Raw genomic sequence first — 21249 nt, 5'->3', positions numbered from 1 at the left:
CCCTGATGGATTCGAGCGGTCCGCCGTCAGGCGATCTTGAATCGGGCCACCGACTGGCGCAGTTCTTCGGCCATGGCCGACAGCTCACGCACCTGCTGGGCCGTGGAGCGCGTGCCCTCGCCGGTCTGCTCGGTCACCGCGAAGATGTGCTGGATGTTGCCCGCCACCTCGTTGGCCGACTCGGCTTCGCGGGAGGCGGCGGTGGAGATCTGCTCGATGAGGTCGGCCAGCCGGCGCGACACGCGGTCGATTTCGGACAGCGCGGTGCCCGCGTTGTCGGACAGCCGGGCCCCGGCGACCACGCCCTGCGTGGAGCGCTCCATGGCGGCCACCGCGTCCTGCGTGTCGGTCTGAATCGCCTTCACCAGCGCCGCGATCTGGCGCGTGGCGTCGGCCGAGCGTTCGGCCAGGCGCTGCACCTCTTCCGCCACCACCGAGAAGCCCCGGCCCGCTTCACCGGCGGACGCGGCCTGGATGGCGGCGTTGAGGGCCAGCACGTTGGTCTGTTCGGTAATGTCCGAGATCAGTTCGGTGATCTCGCCGATCTCCTGCGAGGACTCGCCCAGCCGCTTGATGCGCTTGGAGGTTTCCTGGATCTGGTCGCGGATGGCGTTCATGCCGCCGATGGCGTCCTGCACCGCCTGCAGGCCGGATTCGGCGGCCTGCAGCGAGGCCCGGGCCACCTGGGCCGACTCCTGCGCCTGGCTGGACACCTGGTTGATGCGCTGCGCCATGTCGAGCACCGACTGGCCGGTTTCGCGGATCTCGCGCAGCTGCTCGGTGGAGGCCGCCAGCAGCTCGGTCGAGGTGTTTTCCACCGCCGACGTGGTCTGCGCCACGCGGGTGGCCGTGGCCTGCACGTTGCCCACCAGCGACCGCAGTTCTTCCACGGTGTAGTTCACCGAGTCGGCGATGGCGCCCGTGATGTCCTCCGTCACGGTCGCTTCCTGCGTCAGGTCGCCCTCGGCCACCGTCTGCAGTTCGTTCATCAGGCGAAGAATGGCCGCCTGGTTGGCGTCGTTGACGCGCTTGGCTTCCTGCTCCTGCGCCTCGGCGGACAGCCGCTGGCCTTCGGCCATCATCTGGCGCTGGCGGCTGTCCTGTAGCTGCACGTAGGCCAGGCCGCCCGCGCACAGCAGCGCGAACACCGTGGACAGGGCCAGGGCCAGCAGCTGGCCGCCACCCAGGCCCGAGCGGCCGGAGAGGTCCTGCTGCAGCTTCTCCAGGCCCACGCGCAGCGGTTCGCTGTCGGCCACGATGGCGGCCTGCGCCTCGCGCGCGGCCACCAGGCCCTGCAGGTTGCCCAGGATGGCGCCGGCTTCGACGCGGGTTTCCTCGTAGCGCTGCAGCAGGGCCTGCAGGCGCTCGCGCACTTGCGGGTCGCGGGCGGCGCTCAGGCGCAGCTCGTCGCTGCCCTTGAGCAGGCCGTCCGCCACTTCCTTGAAGGTGATCAGGTCCTTGCCGAGCAGGAACACCGCCTCGGGGCTCACGCCTTCCAGCGTCAGGAACTCGTTGGCCGACTTGCCGATGCGCTGCGTCAGCATCACGAGCTGGCCGGAGGCGGAGATTTCGGCGGCGGGCGCGTTCTGCTGCAGCTTGAGGGAGGAGATCGTCTCAGCGATCTCCAGCAGGTCGGACGACTGGCGGTTGATGGTGCGCAGCGCGGCGCCCACCTGCGTCAGCGTGGCCTGCTGGCCCAGCACGGCCGAAGCGTTGCGCTCGGCGGCGTCGATGCGCGGCAGAAGGTCGTCGAGCGCGCCGCCGTATTCCGGCCCCAGCGGCTCGATCGCCATGTTGCTGTCGCCCTGCTTGAGGCCGCGCACACTGGTGGCCAGCACGCTGGCGCTGTCGCGCACCTCGGGGAAGGCGGTGGGGCTGCCCACCAGCGCCTGCGACACGCTCTTGGCCAGACGCTGCGACTGCATCAGCGCCTGACCGCTGGCGGCCACCTGCTGGCTGATCTTTTCCGCCTGGCTCAGCACGAAGAACGTGATGGCGCCCAGCACCAGCAGCGCGAAGGCCAGCAGCACCGCGAGCGAGCGCTGGTGCTGTTCCGCCGGGCGGCGACCCAGAATGGGCAGTGAAACCAGCGCGTCCTTGGGCGTGTCGCCATCGTCCTCGGTGATCAGCAGGTTGTCGTCGAGATCCCCCGTGTTGGCGTCGGGCGCCAGGCGGGCCGCGGCAAGCTCCGCGATCTCCTGATCCGTCACGCCGGCCAGGTCAGGCTCATCCGCCTCCTTGTTCTTCTTGGAGAACAGCCCTTGGAATCGATCAAGCGTGGCCATGGTTTACCTTCCAACTCACAACGGGTGAACAAAAACGTCGGGTGCCGGGTGGGGCGCCGTCAGGCCGCGATGGCCAGGAATTCGGGTTCGCTCACGAGCAGCTGCAGGTCGAGTTCCTGCCAATCCTGCCCCTGTGCGTCCACCAGAACGCGTGTCATGTAGCCGGGCGCGTCCGCCGGACGCTCGCCCAAGGCGCTGAACGCGCCGGGATTGCGCAGGCCCAGCAGGCGATCGATCCAGAACACCGCGTTCAGGCCGAGGGCGCCGTGCAGGCTCACCAGCCGCGACTCGGAGGTGATCCGCTCTGTGGCGCGCCCCGCGCCGCGAGCGGTCCCCTGCACCAGGCCAGCCAGGTCGATCACGCCATGCAAGCCACCGCGCAGGTTGGCGACGCCGAGGTACCAGGGCTTGGTGTACGGCACCCCCTGCACCGCCGACCAAGGAAAAATCTCGCCGGACTGCACCAGCGGCAACAGGTAGCGGCGACCGCCGGCCTCGATGGCCAGCCAGGTCGCGGTCAACGCTTCGGTCTTCGCTGCCGTGAGGCGCTGGGCCAGCCGTTCCTGGAGCTCCTTCAGCGACTGTCGTTTGGCCATGCTGGTGCGGTTCGGGCACCGGCCTCAGGCCAGCGCTCGGATCTTGGAAAGCAGTTCTTCGCCGTTGACCGGTTTGGTGACGTAGTCGCGGGCCCCCTGGCGCATGCCCCACACGCGGTCCGTCTCCAGGTTCTTGCTGGTGCACATGACGATGGGGATGCTCGAATACTGAGGATCGCGCGTGATGGCGCGGGTCAGCTGAAAGCCATTCTGGCCGGGCATCACCACGTCCATCAGAATGAGATCAGGCTTTTCCTCCCCGAGACGACGGAAGGCCTCGTCCGCATTCTCGGCGGTGCGCACCGTGTAGCCATTTTTGGTCAACAGATCCGACAGGACCAGCAGCTCGGTCTTCGAATCATCGACGACGAGGATCTTGTGGATGGGCATCAGGCAACTCCGTTGACGTTGAGATGGGCGCCAAACTGCTGCACGGCCTGCAGCAGCTGGTCTTTGGTGAAGGGCTTGGTGAGGTAGTCCTGCGAGCCGACCATGCGGCCGCGGGCCTTGTCGAACACGCCGTCCTTGGACGAGAGCATGACGACCGGGATGCTGGCGAAGCGGGCGTTGCGCTTGATGATCGCGCAGGTCTGATAGCCGTCCAGCCGCGGCATCAGGATGTCGCAGAAGATCAGGTCGGGCTGGTAGTCGTTGATCTTGGCCAGGGCGTCGAAGCCATCGTCGGCCAGCAGCACTTCATGGCCGCCTTGCTTGAGAAAAATCTCGGCGCTGCGCCGGATGGTGTTGCTGTCGTCGACGACGAGAACCTTCAGGGCAGGCGTTGCACTCACGATGGACGGGCTCCTCAACCACTATCGGGCCCGATGCGGCGGCGCCGCCCGGACCCCGGACAACGGATCGACGGCCCCCTGGCCACCGTCCGCTCAGATTTGAACCATCTCGAAATCTTCCTTGCGGGCGCCACACTCGGGGCAGGTCCAGTTCATCGGAACGTCGGCCCAGGGGGTGCCGGCAGGTACGCCGTGCTCGGGTGCTCCTGCTGCTTCGTCGTAGATCCAGCCGCAGATCAGGCACATCCAAGTCTTGCTGTCGCTCATGGTTTTTGTGGTCTGTATCGTAGAATGCAAGGATTGTATCCAGCCCGTTCAAGCGCTCTGCGGTGTCATTTCACAGGCGAGTGGACGGCGCCAGAGGCCCCCGCACCACAGTGCCTGCGGGCCCGCGCAGGCCGCACAATCCCCCCACCATGTCCGATCCCGACGATTCCTCCGTCGTCCGCGAGGCCACGGCCCCGGGCGAATCCCCCCTGCCCTGCGTGATGAGCTTCAACGCCAACGACCCGAGTGGGGCGGGCGGCCTGAGCGCAGACCTGACGGCCATGTCCAGCGCGTCGGCGCACGTGCTGCCGGTCGTCACCGGCGCCTACGTGCGCGACACCTCCGCGATCCGCGACCACTTCAGCCTCGACGAAGAGGCGGTGGTCGATCAGGCGCGCTGCGCGCTCGAGGACATGCCCGTGCGGGCGATCAAGGTCGGCTTCGTGGGCACGCCCGAGAACCTGAGCGCTGTGGCCCAGATCACCAGCGACTACACCGAAGTGCCGGTGATCACCTACATGCCCGACCTGTCCTGGTGGGACGAGCTCGACATCGAGAACTACCTGGACGCCTGCACCGAGCTGTTGCTGCCGCAGACCACCGTGCTGGTGGGCAACCACAGCACCCTGTGCCGCTGGCTGCTGCCCGAGTGGGAGGGTGACCGCCCGCCGGGACCACGCGACGTCGCCCGCGCCGCTGCGGTGCACGGCGTGCCCTACACCCTGGTGACCGGCTTCAACGCGGCCGACCAGCACCTGGAAAGCCACCTGGCCTCGCCCGAGACCGTGCTCGCCACGGCCCGCTACGAGCGCTTCGAGGCCACCTTCGCCGGCGCCGGCGACACGCTATCGGCCGCGCTGTGCGCCCTCATCGCCAGCGGGGCCGACCTGCAGACCGCCTGCGCCGAGGCCCTGACCTACCTGGACCAGTGCCTGGACGCCGGCTTCCAGCCCGGCATGGGCCACGCGGTGCCCGACCGCCTGTTCTGGGCGCACGAAGAGGACGCCGAGGCCACCGACGAGTCCGCCACCGATCCCGCGCCGCCCGACAGCGCGCTGGACGCGGGCGATTTCCCCCTGGACACCACCCGACACTGACCGACCCATGCCCGACCGCAACCTGGACCTGTTCGAGCGCGCCAAGACCCTGATCCCCGGCGGCGTCAATTCCCCGGTGCGCGCCTTCCGCGCCGTCGGCGGCACGCCGCGTTTCGTGCAGCGCGCGCAAGGCGCCCACTTCTGGGACGCCAATGGCCAGCGCTACATCGACTACATCGGCTCCTGGGGCCCGATGATCCTCGGCCACGGCCACCCCGCCGTGCTCGAAGCGGTGCAAAAGGCCGCGCTCGACGGTTTCTCGTTTGGTGCCCCCACCGAGCGTGAGGTCGAGCTCGCCGAGGCCATCGTGGCCCTGGTGCCCAGCCTGGAGATGGTGCGCCTGGTCAGCTCGGGCACCGAGGCCGGCATGAGCGCGATCCGGCTGGCGCGCGGCGCCACCGGCCGGCGCAAGATCATCAAGTTCGAGGGCTGCTACCACGGCCACGCGGACGCCCTGCTGGTCAAGGCCGGCTCGGGCCTGGCCACCTTCGGCAACCCCACCAGCGCAGGTGTGCCGCCCGAGGTGGTGCAGCACACCCTGGTGCTTGAGTACAACAACCTCGAACAGCTCGACGCCGCCTTCGCCGAGCACGGCGCCGACATCGCCTGCCTGATGATCGAACCGATCGCCGGCAACATGAACTTCGTGCGCGCCAGCCTGCCCTTCATGGCGCGCTGCCGCGAGCTGTGCACCCGGCACGGCGCCCTGCTGGTGTTCGACGAGGTCATGACGGGTTTTCGCGTGGCCCTGGGCGGCGCGCAGAGCGTCTACGCCCGCCAGCTCCCCGGCTTCGAGCCCGACATGACGGTGATGGGCAAGGTCATCGGCGGCGGCATGCCGCTGGCGGCTTTCGGCGGCAAGCGCGCCGTGATGGAGCAGCTCGCGCCGCTGGGCCCGGTCTATCAGGCCGGCACGCTGTCGGGCAACCCGGTGGCCACGGCCTGCGGCCTGGCCACCCTGGCCGAGATCCGCCGGCCCGGCTTCTTCGAGGCCTTGTCGGCGCGCACGCGCCAGCTGGTCGACGGACTGAAGGCCGCGGCCGACCAGGCCGGCGTGCCCTTCAGCGTGGACGCCGAGGGCGGCATGTTCGGCTTCTTTCTCATGCCGGGGCTGCCGCAGAACTACCAGGCCGTCATGAAGACCGAGGGCGCCCGGTTCAACGCCCTCTTCCACGGCCTGCTCGACCGCGGCGTCTACATCGCGCCCGCGCTGTACGAGGCCGGCTTCGTGAGCGCGGCCCACAGCGAGCAGGACATCGCCGACACCGTGGCGGCGGCCAGCGAGGTGTTCAAGACGCTGCCTCGAGTGGCGTGACGTGTCGAGCGTCGCCGCGGAACCGGCTTTGCCGGGCCGCGGGCGACGCCCCCTGAAAGGGGGGAAGCGGCCCTCAGGCCGCTGCGGGGGTCAGTGGCGAAAATGCCGCACGCCCGAGAACACCATCGCCACGCCGCGCTCGTTCGCGGCGTCGATGACCTCCTGGTCGCGCATGGAGCCGCCGGGCTGGATCACGCAGCTGGCGCCGGCGTCGACCACCACGTCCAGACCGTCGCGGAACGGGAAGAAGGCGTCGCTGGCCACCGCCGTGCCCTGCAGCGAGAGATTCGCGTGGCCCGCCTTGATGCTGGCGATGCGCGCCGAGTCGAGGCGGCTCATCTGGCCCGCGCCCACGCCCATGGTCATGCCGTCCTTGCAGAAGACGATGGCGTTGGACTTGACGAACTTGGCCACCTTCCAGGCGAACAGCAGGTCTTCGAGCTGCTGCGGCGTGGGCTGCAGCGTCGTCACCACCTTCAGGTCCTCACGCTTGAGCACGTGGTTGTCGGCCGACTGGATCAGCAGGCCCGAGCCCACGCGCTTCACGTCGGACAGGTTCAGTCCCTTGTCCCAGGCCGTGGGTCCGCCGGGCGGCAGATCGATCTGCAGCACGCGCACATTGGCCTTGGCCTTGAACACGGCCAGCGCCTCGGGCGAGTAACCCGGCGCCATCAGCACCTCGACGAACTGCTTGCTGATCGCCTCGGCCGCCGCGCCGTCGAGCGGGCGGTTGAGGGCGATGATGCCGCCGAAGGCGCTGGTCGGGTCGGTCTGGAAGGCTTTCTGGTAGGCCTGCAGCGGGCCGCCGCCCACGGCCACGCCGCAGGGGTTGGCGTGCTTGACGATGACGCAGGCCGGCTCGTCGAAGCTCTTGACGCATTCCCAGGCGGCGTCGGCGTCGGCGATGTTGTTGTACGAGAGCTCCTTGCCCTGCAGCTGCTTCGCCGTGACCAGCGAGCCCGGCGCGGGGTACAGGTCGCGGTAGAAGGCGGCCGTCTGGTGCGGGTTCTCGCCGTAGCGCAGGTCCTGCAGCTTGATGAAGCGGCCATTGGCCTGGGCCGAATAGGCGCTGCGCTTCGGCACCTCGTCCGCCGCGTCGAACTCGATGGAGGACAGGTAGTCGCTGATCGCGCCGTCGTAGTTGCTGATGCGGTTGAACGCCGCCACCGACAGGCCGAAGCGCGTCTTGTCGCTGAGCTTGCCGCTGGCCCGCAGCTCCTCGACCACACCCGCGTACTGGGAGGCGTCGGTGAGCACGGCCACGTCCTTCCAGTTCTTGGCGGCGCTGCGCACCATGGCCGGGCCGCCGATGTCGATGTTCTCGATCGCGTCGGCCAGCGTGCAGCCGGCCTTGGCCACCGTGGCCTCGAAGGGGTAGAGGTTCACCACCAGGATGTCGATGGTCTGGATGCCGTGCTCGCGCAGCGCGGCCATGTGCTCGGGCAGGTCGCGCCGCGCCAGCAGGCCGCCGTGCACCTTGGGGTGCAGCGTCTTCACGCGGCCGTCGAGCATCTCGGGAAAGCCGGTCACCTCGGCCACCTCGGTGACGGGCAGGCCCTGCTCGGCCAGCAGCTTGGCGGTGCCGCCGGTGGACAACAAGGTCACGCCGAGGGCGTGCAGCGAACGGGCGAGGTCGACGATGCCGGTCTTGTCGGAAACGGAAATAAGGGCACGCATGGGAAAGAAAGGGAGAGGTTGGGGATTCAGTCGAGCAGGCCGTGGTCGAGCAGCTTCTTGCGCAGGGTGTTGCGGTTCAGGCCCAGCCACTGCGCGGCGCGCGACTGGTTGTACTGGGCCTGGGCCATCACCACCTCGAGCAGGGGACGCTCCACCGCTTTCACCAGCATGTCGTAAAGGTGGGCGGGCTCGGTGCCATCGAGGTCGCGGAAGTAGCCCTCGAGGCTGTCGCGGATGCACTCGTCCAGCGGATTCGTCTTTTTCATGCGGCCAGCTTCCAATCGGCGCGATCGCCGAAGTCCGCGGCCATCCAGGCATCGAAGGCCTGGCTGACGACACGGCGTTGGTCATCGATGGTGTGGGTGGCGTTGACGCTCGCGCGAAAACGCGCGGCCTCGCCCGCGGGCAGGGCCAGCGACTGCACGTACCAGCCCAGGTGCTTGCGCGCGCTGCGCACGCCGGTGTCTTCGCCGTACAGGTCGTAGTGGTCGTCCAGGTGGTCGAGCAGCCAGCCCTTCACCTGCGACAGCGCGGGCGGCGGCAGGTGCTCGCCCGTGGCCAGGAAGTGCGCGATCTCGCGGAAGATCCACGGCCGCCCCTGCGCCGCGCGGCCGACCATGACGGCGTCGGCGCCGGTGCGCCGCAACACCTCGCGCGCGGCCTCGGGCGAATCGATGTCGCCGTTGGCCACCACCGGAATGCGCACGAGGCTCTTGATGTGGGCCACGGTGTCGTGTTCCGCCTGCCCCTTGTAGCCCTGCTCGCGCGTGCGGCCGTGCACCGTGAGCATCTGCACGCCCGCGCGCTCGGCGGCCAGGGCCAGCACCGGCGCGTTGCGCACCGCGGCGCACCAGCCAGTGCGCATCTTGAGCGTGACCGGCACGCCCCGCGGCTCGCAGGCCCGCACCACGGCCTCGACGATGCCGATGGCGAGCGCCTCGTCCTGCATGAGCGCGCTGCCGGCCCACTTGTTGCAGACCTTCTTGGCCGGGCAGCCCATGTTGATGTCGATGATGCGCGCGCCGCGGTCGATGTTGTAGCGGGCGGCGTCGGCCATGGACTGGGGGTCGGTGCCCGCGATCTGCACGGCGATGGGCGCGGACTCGCCCTCGTGGTTGGCGCGGCGCGAGGTTTTGAGGCTGTCCCAGAGCTCGCGCCGGCTGGTCACCATCTCGCTCACCGCGTAGCCCGCGCCCAACCGCTTGCACAGCTTGCGGAACGGCCGGTCCGTCACCCCGGCCATGGGCGCGACGAACAGGGCATTGGGCAGGACGTGGGCCCCGATCTGCATGGCGTGGCGGAACTGGCTGGACGGCGGGTTCGGAGGGGGACGCCGGGGACGGGCCGGCGGCGGAGGGCGGATTGTATCTGCTCAAATTTTCAGCAGACGAAGCGTCTGCCGGCACCACCGCATGCGCCCGCCGCGCCAGGGCCCGCCCCCAACCATCGGCCATATGGCCTGGCAACGGCACGGAACCCGTTGCACGCCCTTGCAACCCAGGTGTCGCATGCAGTCCATCACCTTGCTGGGCCGCGGCAATCGAGCAACCGCAGCCCTCTGGCGCGCTCTCAAGGTGACCCCGACATGAAAGCCTCATCCGGTACGAAGCGCCCGCCCGCCGGCCAGCATCCCCTGCAACCGGTTGTCGACAGGCTCCACAAGATCAACAAGAAGCACCCCGGAGCCGTGTTGTCCCTTCGCGAGAACCAGACGCTGAACCCGGACACTGTCGACGACCTGAAAGCCCGGCGCGGTGGCCTGCTCGGCAGAGTGTTGAACCCGTTCAGCCATCGGCGGCAATTCGCGGAGGGAAGCACGCAGGCGCTGAACTTCCTCCTCAAGACACTGGACCAGCACCAGCACAGCTTGAGCCCCGAGATCGCGAAGCAGGGCCGCAAGCAAGTGGAGCAACTCCTTCAGCAACCCCTTGGCAAGGGCCTTCCGGTGCAGGAGGCCCTCAACATCTACCAGGACATGCTGCAGCGCCAGCTGCACCAGTGCAGCGACGCCGCGGCGCGGGCCCGAAGCGCCGATGAGGCCTACAGGCAACGGTTCGATGACCAGCGACAACGGCCCCCGCAACGCCCCTCGACCCCGGTGCTGGCGCCAGACCAAATGGCCCACAACGCCCAAACCCTGTCGGACGCCTACCGCGACGCCGCCGGCAAGGCCTCGCGAGGGGAACCCGATGCAGGGCCCCCACCGGCCAACCCGCAGGCGGGTGCACTCGGCCAGTTGGCGCCCCTGCTGCACATCCTTCAAACGGCAATTGATAGCCCCGATGGGCATCGGGCCAGGCAGTTGCAAGACGTGTGGGAGGGCCTGGCGTGCCCGCAGGACATCGAAGAGGCCTTCACCCCACTGCGTTTTTCCCGGCATGTCCAGACCCTGCTGCAGAGCTGCAGCGACGCCCTGCAGGCGCTCAAGCGGGCGCAGTCCGACGGCGACCTTCGCGAAATGCGCACCTGCTGCGAAGGCTACGCGGCCTGCTTTGAGCAACTGATCGGCGACCTGACCGCCGCCGCCCGCGATCTTCTGGGCGCCGTGGCCGGCGGGCAGCTGCCCGCCGGCCTGCCCACGCCAGACAGCGTGTTCTTGCTGGACCTGGGAGAAACGCTGCTGGCCGCGGCCAAGGCATTGGCGGATTCGGAAAGCCCCTCGATGGCCAACCACCAATCGGCGCTCGCCTTGCTGGCGCGCGACGACGCCCAGCTGCGCACCGTGCTCGAGCACTGGAGCCGCCCGCACCGCCTCGACCAGCCACCTGGCGCCCCCCTGCCCGCCCAGAAACCGCGTGTCGATGCAAGAACGCAGATCGGCAAGCGCAACGCCCCCACGCCACCCGGGATGCCCATTCGCCGGCCACTCGGCCAGCTGGGCCAATACCGGATCAAAGGAAGCCCCATCGACAGCGGCGATGAATGGACCTCCAAGCCAGACGTGCCGATGCCCCCGCTCGTCAGCGCAGGGCCCAGCGAAAAAGCAGCGCCAACCGATCCGGTGGGGAGCTTCGACGATCAAGTCGAGGATTTCCTGAACGACATGGAAGCGCGGCAAACGTCTTTGCCCGGCCTGGAGTCGGTGACCTCGTTCGTCAACAGCCCGAGGCGCGGACCCGCTCCCGACACAGAGGAAAACACGGACGCGCTGCGGCGGCTGGTGGACGAGGAGTTGGAGAACCTGTTGGTGCAGATGGAAGAAGGACGCCAGCCCAAGCCCATGGGGTCCAAGTCCATGGGCTACGGCCTCGGCGACCCGGCTCCTGACCGGCAGCGGGCTTTCTCGGTCCCGGCGATCCCCAGCGGCAGAGCGACGCAGTCCACGAACCCCCAGGAGCCGACGGATGAGAAACCGTCGCGCCTGCAGCGGGTGACCCGACAGGTATCCAACTCCTGGTGGAAGCGGTCACCGTCAAAGTCGGGCCAATGAGTCCCCGTCCGCCGCATGGTTCACCCTCCCGCGCGCCAGCCGAGGCGGCGCGCGGGTCTCTGGATCGGTGACAGAATCCGCGCGGCCCACCCGCCGCGCCCATGCCCCCCTGGTTCCAGCACCTCGCCCAACTGCTCGCCCTGCCTGAGGTCGGGCTGACCACCGTCTTCGTGGTGGCCTTCGTCTCGGCCACGCTGCTGCCCATGGGCTCCGAGCCTGCCGTCTTCGGGCTCATCAAACTCAACCCCGAGTTGTTCTGGCCCGCCGTGCTGGTGGCCACGGCCGGCAATACGCTGGGTGGCGCCGTGAGCTGGGCCATGGGCCTGGGCACGCACCGGCTGGTGGACCGGGCGCGCGGCAACAGCACCGAGCTGCGCGCCCTGCGCTGGCTGGAGCGCTTCGGCCCCAAGGCCTGCCTGCTGAGCTGGCTGCCCGTGGTGGGCGATCCGCTGTGCGCCGTGGCCGGCTGGCTGCGCTTTCCGTTCTGGCCCTGCGTGGCCTACATGGCCATCGGCAAGTTCGCGCGCTACCTCAGCATGACGGCCGCGCTGCTGTGGGTGTTTCCCGAAGGGCTGTCCTTGTGAGACGCGATCCGTCCGCCCCCATCCTGTGGGCCCTCATGATCGGCAACCTCGTCATCGGCACGGGGGTCATGGTGGTGCCCGGCACGCTGAACGACATCAGCCAGTCGCTGGGCATTTCGGTGCCGCAGGCGGGGCAACTGATCACGGCCGCCGCCATCCTCATGGGCCTGGGCGCGCCGCTGTTCGCCGGCCTGGTGGCGGGCTGGGACCGGCGGCGCCTGCTGACGGGCTCGCTGATCTGGTACGGCCTGCTGCACGCGGCCTGCGCGCTGGCGCCCAACTACGCCACCCTCATGCCCCTGCGCGTGCTGGCGGTGATCTCGCCCGCCGTGTTCACGCCGCAGGCCGCGGCCTGCGTGGGCCTGCTGGTGCCGCCCGAGCAGCGCGGGCGCGGCATCACCTTCGTGTTTCTGGGCTGGTCGGTGGCGTCGGTGATGGGCATGCCTTTGGCCGCCTGGATCGGCGGGGCCTGGGGCTGGCGCTGGGCCTTCGGCCTGGTGGCGGTTTCGGCCTGGCTGGTCAGCCTCTGGGTCTGGCGCGCCATGCCCGACGGCGTGCGGCCCGCTGCGCTGTCGCGCGAGGCCTGGGGCCGCACCCTGGGCTCGGCGCCGCTCATGATGGCGGTGGGCGTGACCCTGCTCTCGGCCTTCTCGCAGTTCACGCTGTTCTCGTACTTCGCGCCCTACTTCGCGCAGACGCATGGGCTGAACGGCGCCGGGCTGTCGCTGCTGTTCCTGTGGTTCGGCGCCTTCGGCCTGCTGGGCAACGTGCTGGTGTCGCGCTCCATCGACCGCATCGGCGCGCCGCGCGCGGTGCTCATCACCCTGAGCCTGATCGCGCTGACGCTGTTGCTGTGGCCGCTGGGCCGCGCCTCGGTCTGGCTGCAGGCGCTGGTGCTGGTGCCCTGGGCGCTGGGCTGCTTCTCGGCCAACTCGGCGCAGCAGGCGCGGCTGGTGCATTTGTCGCCCGCCCTGGCGCCGGCGACGGTGGCCTTGAACAGTTCGGCCATGTACAGCGGGCAGGCGCTCGGGGCCGCGCTGGGCGGGCTGATGATCGCCCAAGGGCACATGCTGAGCCTGCACACCGTGGGCCTGGTGGTGGCGGCCACGGCCATCGCCCTGAGCGTGTGGGCGGGCGGGGTGTCGCGCCCGGCGCCCGCCGCCCAGGTCGCCCCACCCGGCCCATCGACCTAGTCCACCGCCGGGGGAACGCCTCGGCGGGCCCGGCCACTCAAGGCAGCACATCCCCAGCCACCGTCCGCCGAGGCCCCATGACCGAACTCCGCACCCCCGAAGAAGCCGCTGCCTGTCTGGTGGCCGCCGCCGAGCACAGCGAGGCCGTCGAGGCCGTGGTGGAACTGCGCGAGGCCACCTGGCTGGTGCATTTCGAAACCGGCGGCGAATGCGTGGTCGAGTGGGCCCAGCACCCGCTGCGCCTGGTGCTCACCACCGCACTGGGCGAACCGGCGCCCGAGGCGCGCGCCAAGGTGCACTCGGCCGCCCTCACCTTCAACCTGCTGTGGGGCGAACTGGGCAGCATGCGCCTGGCCAAGGACGACGAGGACGAGAACCTGCTCCTGATCAACGACGTGTTCCCGCAAGACGAGTCGAGCCGGCACATCGTGCTGGCCAACGAGATGCTGCGGCTGGAGGGCCTGCGCCTGCTGTGGTCCATGTACATTGAAAGCGCCGCCGCGGCCGACGGCGAAGCCCCGAAGATCCCCAGCGCGATGCTCACGCGCGCCTGAACCGGTCTCGCGCCCACGAACGAACGCCCGTTTCAACATCCCTGAGGCACCTCGCATGTCCACCCCCACGCCCACCTCCGACGACGCGACCGCCGCGCCCGCCACCGATGAGGCGGGCGCCGCCCACCGGGCCGCCGCGCCCCAGGGGCACCTGATCTTCCGCCGGCCCGGTGGGGCGCCCACGGTGACGGCCAACGCGCGCGACGCCGCCCGCCGCGAATGGCTGCTGGACCACCTTGCCCGCCGCCAGGCCCGCCGCGACGCCACCGTGGCCCTGATGCGCAGCCGCCACCTGCCCGACGCAGCGGCGGCCGACCCCCAGCTGCAATCGGAGCTGAGCCGGCTCATGGCCTTTCTGCGCCAGTCGCCCGGGGCCGGCGACACGCCAGCCGATGACGGGGCCACCCGGGGCGCGCCACCGTCGGAATGACAAAGGGCCCCCTTGGGGCCCTTTTTTTTGGGGGACAGCGGCCGAGGCCTTCAGCCCGAGAACAGGAAATTCATCACGTCGCCGTCCTTGACGACGTACTCCTTGCCTTCGGCGCGCATCTTGCCCGCCTCCTTCGCGCCCTGCTCGCCACCGTGCGCGATGTAGTCGTCGAAGGCGATGGTCTGGGCGCGGATGTAACCCTTCTCGAAGTCGGTGTGGATCACGCCCGCGGCCTGGGGGCCGGTGTCGCCGGCGTGGATGGTCCAGGCGCGCACCTCTTTCACGCCGGCGGTGAAGTAGGTCTGCAAGCCCAGCAGCTGGTAGGCGGCGCGGATCAGGCGGTTCAGGCCGGGCTCCTCCTGCCCCAGCTCCTTGAGGAATTCGAGCCGGTCGGCGTCGTCCATCTCGGAGAGTTCGGCCTCGATCTTGGCGCAGATGGCGACCACGGGCGCGTTCTGCTTGGCGGCGAAGGCCTGCAGGCGGTCGAGCAGCGGGTTGTTCTCGAAGCCGTCTTCCGACACGTTGGCCACGAACATCGCGGGCTTGGCCGTGATGAGGAAGAACTGCTTGAGCTGCGCCTGTTCTTCCTTGCTGAAATCGATGGTGCGCACCGGCTGGGTGTCGTTGAGCGCGGCCTGGCATTTCTCCAGGATGGCCAGTTGCTTGATCGACTCCTTGTCGCCCGAGCGCGCGGTCTTGCTGATGCGGTGAATGGCCTTTTCCACCGAGGCCAGGTCGGCCAGGCAGAGCTCGGTCTGGATGACCTCGATGTCGGCGATCGGGTCGACCTTGTTGGCCACGTGGATCACGTTCGGGTCTTCAAAGCAGCGCACCACGTTGACGATGGCGTCGGTCTCGCGGATGTGCGCGAGGAACTTGTTGCCCAGGCCCTCGCCGGTGCTCGCGCCCGCCACCAGGCCGGCGATGTCCACGAACTCCACGATGGCCGGCACGATGCGCTCGGGTTTGACGATCGCGGCCAGTTGCGCCAGGCGCGGATCGGGCACCTCGACCACGCCCGTGTTGGGCTCGATGGTGCAGAACGGGTAGTTCTCGGCCGCGATGCCGGCCTTGGTGAGGGCGTTGAAGAGCGTGGACTTGCCCACATTGGGCAGGCCCACGATGCCGCATTTCAAGCTCATGACGTGGGTGGGGGAGTTGCGGCTTGCCGAGGGCGCGGCCCTCGTTCTGCCAGGGGGAAATGGGTGCCGATTGTACTGAGCGGGGGTGTTCAGGCCCCGGACCGGCCGGCCTGCCCGCGCACCCAGCGGGCAAAGGCCTCCACCGCCGCCGAGGCGGGGGCGGTGCGCGGGCGGCACAGGTAGTAGCCGCGCTCGGTGGTGGCGCTGCCGGGCACCGGCATGAGCAGCCGGCCGGCCGCCAGCTCACCCTGCACCATGCAGCGCTGGACCACGGCCACACCCATGCCCGAGCGGGCCGCCTCGATCAGGTTCATCACCAGATCGAAGCCCGTGCCGCGCCAGTGCGCGGGCAGCCGGGTGCCCACGGCCTCGGCCCACAGCGCCCAGTTGTCCCGGTAGTTGCTGTGGTAGAGCTTGGGCAGGGCCAGCAGCGCGTCCGCGCCCACCACGCCCTGCGCCAGCGCGGGTGCGCACACCGCCACGAGCTCGCGGCCCACGAGGTACTGCGCCGCCACCTGCCGGGGCCAGCGCTGGCGCGCCCCGGTCTTGAGCGCCAGCCACAGGTCCACGTCGGCGCGGGTGAAGTCCTCGTCGTGGTGGTACTGGCGGAACTCGATGTCGATGTCCGGGTGTTGGTGGCGGAAATCTTCCAGGCGCGGCAGCAGCCAGAGATTGCCCAGGCTGGGCACCACGGACAATCGCAGGCGCAGGGCCTCGGGGCGGTTGCGAACCCGGCCGGCGGCGGCTTCCAGCGCCGCCACGGGCGCCTCCACCTGGCCGCGCAGCTCGCTGCCCGCCGGGGTCAGTCGCACCCCGGTGGCGGCGCGATCCAGCAGTTGCACGCCCAGGTGGCTTTCCAGCCGGGCCACCGCGCGGCTCACCGCGGCCTGGGTCACGCAGAGATCGTCGGCCGCGCGGCGGAAACTGCCGTGGCGGGCCACGCCCAGAAAGGCGTGCAGCTCGACCAGCGAAGGGCTTCGTATGCGCATGCAAACGATTACATCATGTCATCACCCCGGCCGAAAAAGTCGTTTGCTCCGTGCGGGCCGCCTCCCTACGCTGCGGCTCCCATCCCTGAAGGAGGAGACCGTTCATGCCCCCCATCCCCGCCCTGCTGCGCGCCGCCCTGGCCCTGAGCGCCGCGCTGGTACTGGCCAGCGCCCAGGCCCAGGCCCCGTACCCGAACCGCCCGGTCAAGCTGATCGTGCCCTTCGCCCCCGGCGGCTCGACCGACCTGGCCGCACGCCTGGTGGCCGAATACGGCAGCCGCGAGCTGGGCCAATCCATCGTGGTGGAGAACAAAGCCGGCGCCGGTGGCTCCACCGGCATGGAGTTCGTCGCCCGCGCGCCGGCCGACGGCTACACCCTGGGCATGGCCACGGTCAGCACGCACGGCAGCAACCCGGCGGTCTATGGCAGCAAGCTGCGCTACAACGCCCAGAAGGACTTCGCACCCATCACCAACGTGGCCACCACGCCCAGCGTGTTCGCGGTGCACCCGGGCACGCCAGCCAAGACCATGAAGGAGTTCATCGCCCTGGTCCAGGCCAATCCTGGCAAGTACAGCTTCGCCTCGCCTGGCATCGGTTCGCTGGGCCACGCCAACATCGAGCACTTCATGGCCCTGGCGAAGATGGACCTGCTGCACGTGCCCTACAAAGGCGCCGGCCAGGCCATGACCGACGCCATGTCGGGCCAGGTGACCGCCATCACCGACAACCTGCCCTCGGCGCTGCCGAACATCCAGGCCGGCAAGCTGCGCGCGCTGGCGGTGCTGAGCGACAAGCGCTCGCCCGCGCTGCCGGACGTGCCCACCTACGGCGAACTCGGCTTTCCCCAGATGGGCAACGGCGGCTGGTTCGGCGTGGTCGCGCCGGCCGGCACGCCGCCCGAGGTGGTCGCCCGGCTCAACGCCGCCTTGCACAAGGCCATGAAGCACCCCGAGTTCGTGAAGAAGATGGAGGAGTCGGGCGCCACCCTGATCCCTGGCACGCCCGAGGCCTTCGCCCAGCAGATACAGCAGGCCCTGGAGCGCTACGAGCGCGTGGCGAAGATGGCCAAGATCTCCCTGGACTGAGGCCGATGCCGATCGCCCCGCCCTTCACGCTGCACGCGCCCGTGGCGCCGGCCGTGCCCCTGGTCTGCGACTCCCCGCACAGTGGCACCGACTACCCGGCCGACTACGACCACGCGGTGCCCCGGGCGCTGCTGCGGCGCGGCGAGGACACCCACGTGGACGCGCTGTGGGCCGCCGTGCCCGAGGTGGGCGGCAGCCTGTTGGCGGCCCACTTCCCGCGCACCTACCTGGACTGCAACCGCACGGAGGACGACCTCGACCCGGCCCTGCTCGACGGCCCCTGGCCCACCCCGCTGAACCCCAGCGAGAAGAGCCGCCTGGGCTATGGCCTGGTCTGGCGCAACATCGACGCCGGCACCCCCATCTACGCCCGCCGCCTCACGGTGGCCGAGGTGCGGGCGCGCATCGAGCGCTGCTACCGCCCCTACCACGCGGCCCTGTCGCGCTGCATCGACGAGACCGCCGAACGCTTCGGCGCGGTCTGGCACCTGAACCTGCACTCCATGCCCAACGACGCCTACGAGCGGCTGGGCATCCGCAGCCCACGCCCGCTGGCGGACTTCGTGCTCGGTGACCGCGACGGCAGCACCTGCGAGCCGGCGTTCGTCGACCTGGTGGAGCGCGAGCTGCGCGCGCGCGGCTACTCCGTGGCCCGCAACGACCCGTACAAGGGCGTGCAACTGATCGCGCGCATCGGCCAGCCCGCGCGGCGGCGCCACAGCCTGCAGATCGAGATCCGCCGGCCCATCTACATGGACGAGGTCAGCCGCGAGCGAAACGCCGGCTTCGCCACGGTGCGGCGCGACCTGGGCCAACTGGCGGCCGTTCTGGCGCGCTACGCGAAAGAGCAGGCCGGCGGTTGAACTCTTGCGCCCAGGGCGCGGTGGCGGCGCCGCGTGGCGCCATCGTTCAACAGGGCGCAGCGGCGGGCGCGATGTTCGGCGCCGGGGCCGGGCTCAGTCGAAGCGCCAGTCGGCGCTGACGCGCTGCCCCACGCGCAGCACCCGGCCATCGCCTTCGAGCACGATGGCGTTCATGCCGAAGGTGATGGCCCCGTCCATGCGCGGGTCGGCCCGGTAGCTGCGCATCGCATCGCCCACGGCGTGGCCGGGTTGCCCGGCATCGGGGTCGACGTCCGGGATCGAGCAGCGCGCGCAGGGCTTGACGGGCTCGATCACCGCATCGCCGCCCTCGGCGGCGATGCGCAGGGCGCCGACGCGGTCCTCGTCGTGCGCCTGCAGACCGCCGAGCACGATGTTCGGCCGCACGCGGCGCTGGTCCACCGGCGCGTGGCCGTCGCCCACCAGGCGGGCGTTGAGCTCGTCGAGCGAGGCCGCGCTGGTCAGCAGCAGCGCAAAACCGTCGGCGAACTGGGTGCCGGCCTCGCGGCCGCCGGTCCACTCGGGGTCGCTGGGGCGGCGCACCTCGGGGTCGAAGCGCGCCAGGCGCAGCCGCTTGAGCGGCCCGGGCGCGTCCGGCCCCAGGAAATCGCTGAACCACTGGGCCGCGATATCGCCCATGTCGTAGGCCTGCACGGTGTCGCTCCACACGCGCACGGTGGCCGGCTCCTCGGCCGCGTCCAGCGCCAGGTGCAGCGAGAGCATGCCCGGGGCCCGCAGCACCAGCTGCCCCATCTTGAAGCTGGGCTGGATCAGCGCCATGCGCGGCAGTTCGCGCTGCGTCACGAACCCGCCCTGTTCGTCCACCACCATCCAGGCGCGGTCGTAGAGCAGCCCGGTGTCGGTCAGCTCGGCCTCCTCCAGGCGCACCCCCGCACAGGACTTGATGGGGTAGATCCAGAGTTGCTCGATGGTGGCTTGCACGTCGGCGGTGTCGCTCATGGTGGATGCGGGTATCGGTATCGGCGAAACGACGGATTGTGCCGCGCTCCTAGAATCCCGCCATGTCCCCTTCTTCCTCCCCCCGGCGCGCCGACGTGGCCATCCGCGGCGCCGGCGTGGTGGGCCAGGCCCTGGCCTTGCTGCTCGCGCAGGACCGCCTGCGCGTCGCCCTGGTGGCTCCCGATACCCCCCCGCGCGCCCAGGACGTGCGCGCCTACGCCCTCAACAAGGCCTCGCGCGACCTGCTCGTCTCGCTGCGCGCCTGGCCCGACGCCGTGCCCGGCGCCGTGACCCCGGTGCGCGCCATGCAGGTCTGGGGCGACGACGGCGGCCAGCTGCGCTTCGACGCGGATGCGTTGGGCGCCGAGGCCCTGGCCTGGATCGTGGACGTGCCCGCGCTGGAGCAGCGCCTGGCCGATGCCGTGGGCTTCGCGGCCGGCGTGGAGCGGGTGACCGAGGCCCCGCCGGCCCGGCTCACCGTGGTCTGCGAAGGCCGGCACAGCGCCACGCGCGAGGCCCTGGGCATCGACTACGACACCCACGCCTACCCCCACAAGGCCGTGGCCGCGCGGCTGCGCGCCGAACGGCCGCACGGCGGCGTGGCGCGCCAGTGGTTCGCCCACGGCGAGGTGCTGGCCCTGCTGCCCCTGGGCGGCGCCGACGGCCACGAGCTCGCCCTGGTCTGGTCGCTGCCGGGCCCGCAGGCCGACGAATGGCTCCAGGCCGACGCCCCGGCCTTCGCCGAGGCCGTGCAGGCGCGCTGCGCCCAGGCCCTGGGCTCCCTCACGCCCCTGGGCCCGGCGCAGGCCTGGCCGCTGCAGCTGTCGCGCGCGCGGCGCTGGTTCACCCACACCGAACAGGGCGCCGTGGCCCTGGCCGGCGACGCCGCCCACGCCGTGCACCCGCTGGCCGGCCAGGGGCTCAACCTGGGCCTGGCCGACGCCGCCGAACTGGCCCGCGTGCTGCACGCCCGCGAATACTGGCGCGAACTCGGCGACGCCAAACTGCTCAGACGCTACGAGCGCGCCCGCGCGGCCGATGTCCAGGCCATGTCCGCCGTCACCGACGGCCTGTTCTCGCTCTTCGGCCTGAGCGACCCACGCGTGCAGCTGCTGCGCAACCGCGGGCTCGCCGGCTTCGACCGCAGCGGCCCGCTCAAGCGCTGGTTCGCGCGCCAGGCCATGGGCCTGTCGCTCTGAACCGACTCCCGATCCACGAGACCCGTCCATGAAACTGCCGCTCAAGACCCTCTGGCTGCCGCTGCTCGCCAGCCTGGCCTTCGCCGCCTCGGCCAACGAAGCCGCCATCCGCAAGAACCTCACCGAGCGCCTGCCCAACCTGCCGCCCATCGAGGAGGTGAGCAAGACGCCCTTCCCCGGCCTCTGGGAGATCCGCATCAACCGCTCCGAAATCCTCTACTCGGACAGCGAGGGCAACTACCTGATCCAGGGCTCCATGTTCGACACGCGCAGCCGCGTCGACCTGACCGAACAGCGCGTGCAGAAACTCGGCGCGGTCGACTTCTCCAGCCTGCCGTTGAAGGACGCCTTCAAGGTGGTGCACGGCAAGGGCACGCGCCAGATCGCCGTCTTCAGCGACCCCAACTGCGGCTACTGCAAGCGGCTGGAAAAAACGCTCGCCGAGGTGCAGGACGTGACCATCCACGTCTTCATCTACCCCATCCTCGGCCCCGATTCGGTGAAGAAGGCCCAGTCGCTCTGGTGCGCCAAGGACAAGGGCAAGACCTACATCGACTGGATGCTGCGCGGCACCGCCATCCCCAACGCCAGCTGCGACACCGCCGCCGTGGAGCGCAACGTGGCCCTGGGCCGCGAACTGCGCGTCAACGGCACGCCCACCATCTTTTTCGTCGATGGCACGCGCGTGCCGGGCGCGGTCGACGCCGAGCGCCTGGAGACCCTGCTCAAGACCGCCAAGGCCAAATGAGCACCGCACGACTGTCCGAAGGG

Annotated in this window: 22 protein-coding genes; 11 read left to right on the top strand and 11 right to left on the bottom strand. The window is 70.1% G+C overall.

The features are described from left to right. Window positions 1-26: 26 nt before the first annotated feature. The 5 genes from BHU06_RS01310 to BHU06_RS21960 all read right to left on the bottom strand — a co-directional run bounded on the left by BHU06_RS01310 (window position 27) and on the right by BHU06_RS21960 (window position 3939). Window positions 27-2285, bottom strand: coding sequence for a methyl-accepting chemotaxis protein (locus tag BHU06_RS01310; protein ID WP_070397333.1), 2259 nt, complete (start codon window positions 2283-2285; stop codon window positions 27-29). 59 nt (window positions 2286-2344) lie between these two features. Further along, complete coding sequence (locus tag BHU06_RS01305; protein ID WP_070397332.1) at window positions 2345-2881, bottom strand: chemotaxis protein CheW; 537 nt, start codon at window positions 2879-2881, stop codon at window positions 2345-2347. A 24-nt stretch (window positions 2882-2905) separates the two neighbouring features. Further along, window positions 2906-3271 (bottom strand): PleD family two-component system response regulator, encoded by a 366-nt coding sequence (locus BHU06_RS01300; RefSeq protein ID WP_070397331.1) that lies wholly within the window; start codon window positions 3269-3271, stop codon window positions 2906-2908. Further along, on the bottom strand, window positions 3271-3672 hold the full coding sequence (locus BHU06_RS01295; RefSeq protein ID WP_175442774.1) for a PleD family two-component system response regulator: 402 nt from the start codon (window positions 3670-3672) through the stop codon (window positions 3271-3273). Before BHU06_RS01295 ends, BHU06_RS01300 begins: the two co-directional genes overlap by 1 nt. A gap of 93 nt (window positions 3673-3765) precedes the next feature. Beyond that, window positions 3766-3939 (bottom strand): rubredoxin, encoded by a 174-nt coding sequence (locus BHU06_RS21960; protein WP_083292799.1) that lies wholly within the window; start codon window positions 3937-3939, stop codon window positions 3766-3768. 149 nt (window positions 3940-4088) lie between these two features. Between BHU06_RS21960 and BHU06_RS01290 the strand changes: the two genes are divergently transcribed. Next, a complete protein-coding gene (locus tag BHU06_RS01290) occupies window positions 4089-5036 on the top strand; it encodes a bifunctional hydroxymethylpyrimidine kinase/phosphomethylpyrimidine kinase (RefSeq protein ID WP_070397330.1) in 948 nt (315 codons plus the stop codon). A gap of 7 nt (window positions 5037-5043) precedes the next feature. Further along, window positions 5044-6351: a glutamate-1-semialdehyde 2,1-aminomutase gene (gene hemL, locus BHU06_RS01285; RefSeq protein WP_070397329.1), complete on the top strand. Its 1308-nt coding sequence runs from the start codon at window positions 5044-5046 to the stop codon at window positions 6349-6351. Window positions 6352-6441: 90 nt separating this feature from the next. Here hemL and purH read toward each other — a convergent pair whose 3' ends face one another. Genes purH through dusB form a run of 3 tightly spaced genes read right to left on the bottom strand, consistent with a single transcriptional unit; the run spans window position 6442 to window position 9319 of the window. Continuing rightward, on the bottom strand, window positions 6442-8028 hold the full coding sequence (purH, locus tag BHU06_RS01280; RefSeq protein WP_070397328.1) for a bifunctional phosphoribosylaminoimidazolecarboxamide formyltransferase/IMP cyclohydrolase: 1587 nt from the start codon (window positions 8026-8028) through the stop codon (window positions 6442-6444). A 26-nt stretch (window positions 8029-8054) separates the two neighbouring features. Continuing rightward, window positions 8055-8294 carry a Fis family transcriptional regulator gene (locus BHU06_RS01275; protein ID WP_070397327.1) on the bottom strand — a complete coding sequence of 80 codons (240 nt, stop codon included), beginning with the start codon at window positions 8292-8294 and terminating at the stop codon, window positions 8055-8057. Then, window positions 8291-9319: a tRNA dihydrouridine synthase DusB gene (gene dusB, locus BHU06_RS01270; protein WP_070397326.1), complete on the bottom strand. Its 1029-nt coding sequence runs from the start codon at window positions 9317-9319 to the stop codon at window positions 8291-8293. Before dusB ends, BHU06_RS01275 begins: the two co-directional genes overlap by 4 nt. Window positions 9320-9613: 294 nt before the next feature. Here dusB and BHU06_RS01265 point away from each other — a divergent pair, with 294 nt between their 5' ends. The 5 genes from BHU06_RS01265 to BHU06_RS01245 all read left to right on the top strand — a co-directional run bounded on the left by BHU06_RS01265 (window position 9614) and on the right by BHU06_RS01245 (window position 14219). Continuing rightward, window positions 9614-11458 carry a hypothetical protein gene (locus BHU06_RS01265; protein ID WP_139146910.1) on the top strand — a complete coding sequence of 615 codons (1845 nt, stop codon included), beginning with the start codon at window positions 9614-9616 and terminating at the stop codon, window positions 11456-11458. A gap of 101 nt (window positions 11459-11559) precedes the next feature. Continuing rightward, the gene (locus tag BHU06_RS01260; RefSeq protein WP_070397324.1) at window positions 11560-12042 is read left to right on the top strand and encodes a YqaA family protein; all 483 of its coding nucleotides are present in this window, start codon (window positions 11560-11562) and stop codon (window positions 12040-12042) included. 35 nt (window positions 12043-12077) lie between these two features. Continuing rightward, entirely contained in the window at window positions 12078-13235 is a 1158-nt protein-coding gene (locus BHU06_RS01255) for an MFS transporter (RefSeq protein WP_070397323.1), read from the top strand. Between the two features lie 77 nt (window positions 13236-13312). Beyond that, the gene (locus BHU06_RS01250; protein WP_070397322.1) at window positions 13313-13789 is read left to right on the top strand and encodes a type III secretion system chaperone; all 477 of its coding nucleotides are present in this window, start codon (window positions 13313-13315) and stop codon (window positions 13787-13789) included. Window positions 13790-13844: 55 nt separating this feature from the next. Continuing rightward, window positions 13845-14219, top strand: a complete 375-nt coding sequence (locus BHU06_RS01245) for a hypothetical protein (RefSeq protein WP_070397321.1) — start codon at window positions 13845-13847, stop codon at window positions 14217-14219. A 50-nt stretch (window positions 14220-14269) separates the two neighbouring features. Here BHU06_RS01245 and ychF read toward each other — a convergent pair whose 3' ends face one another. Continuing rightward, entirely contained in the window at window positions 14270-15361 is a 1092-nt protein-coding gene (gene ychF, locus BHU06_RS01240; protein ID WP_070397320.1) for a redox-regulated ATPase YchF, read from the bottom strand. 89 nt (window positions 15362-15450) lie between these two features. After that, window positions 15451-16350, bottom strand: a complete 900-nt coding sequence (locus BHU06_RS01235) for a LysR substrate-binding domain-containing protein (RefSeq protein ID WP_070397319.1) — start codon at window positions 16348-16350, stop codon at window positions 15451-15453. A 104-nt stretch (window positions 16351-16454) separates the two neighbouring features. Here BHU06_RS01235 and BHU06_RS01230 point away from each other — a divergent pair, with 104 nt between their 5' ends. Next, window positions 16455-17438, top strand: coding sequence for a tripartite tricarboxylate transporter substrate binding protein (locus BHU06_RS01230; protein WP_070397318.1), 984 nt, complete (start codon window positions 16455-16457; stop codon window positions 17436-17438). A gap of 5 nt (window positions 17439-17443) precedes the next feature. Beyond that, window positions 17444-18301, top strand: a complete 858-nt coding sequence (locus tag BHU06_RS01225) for an N-formylglutamate amidohydrolase (RefSeq protein ID WP_070397317.1) — start codon at window positions 17444-17446, stop codon at window positions 18299-18301. Between the two features lie 93 nt (window positions 18302-18394). Here BHU06_RS01225 and BHU06_RS01220 read toward each other — a convergent pair whose 3' ends face one another. Continuing rightward, window positions 18395-19279, bottom strand: a complete 885-nt coding sequence (locus BHU06_RS01220) for an MOSC domain-containing protein (RefSeq protein WP_070397316.1) — start codon at window positions 19277-19279, stop codon at window positions 18395-18397. A gap of 62 nt (window positions 19280-19341) precedes the next feature. Here BHU06_RS01220 and BHU06_RS01215 point away from each other — a divergent pair, with 62 nt between their 5' ends. Together BHU06_RS01215 and BHU06_RS01210 are read left to right on the top strand one after the other, a co-directional pair. Further along, the gene (locus BHU06_RS01215; RefSeq protein ID WP_070397315.1) at window positions 19342-20478 is read left to right on the top strand and encodes an FAD-dependent monooxygenase; all 1137 of its coding nucleotides are present in this window, start codon (window positions 19342-19344) and stop codon (window positions 20476-20478) included. Between the two features lie 28 nt (window positions 20479-20506). Continuing rightward, window positions 20507-21226 carry a DsbC family protein gene (locus BHU06_RS01210; RefSeq protein WP_070397314.1) on the top strand — a complete coding sequence of 240 codons (720 nt, stop codon included), beginning with the start codon at window positions 20507-20509 and terminating at the stop codon, window positions 21224-21226. Window positions 21227-21249 lie beyond the last annotated feature (23 nt).

This window comes from Hydrogenophaga sp. PML113, assembly GCF_001777155.1.
GTDB lineage: Bacteria > Pseudomonadota > Gammaproteobacteria > Burkholderiales > Burkholderiaceae_C > Hydrogenophaga > Hydrogenophaga borbori.
The sequence above is the reverse complement of the archived record's forward strand: the minus strand, read 5'-3'. Positions and strand labels throughout refer to the sequence as shown.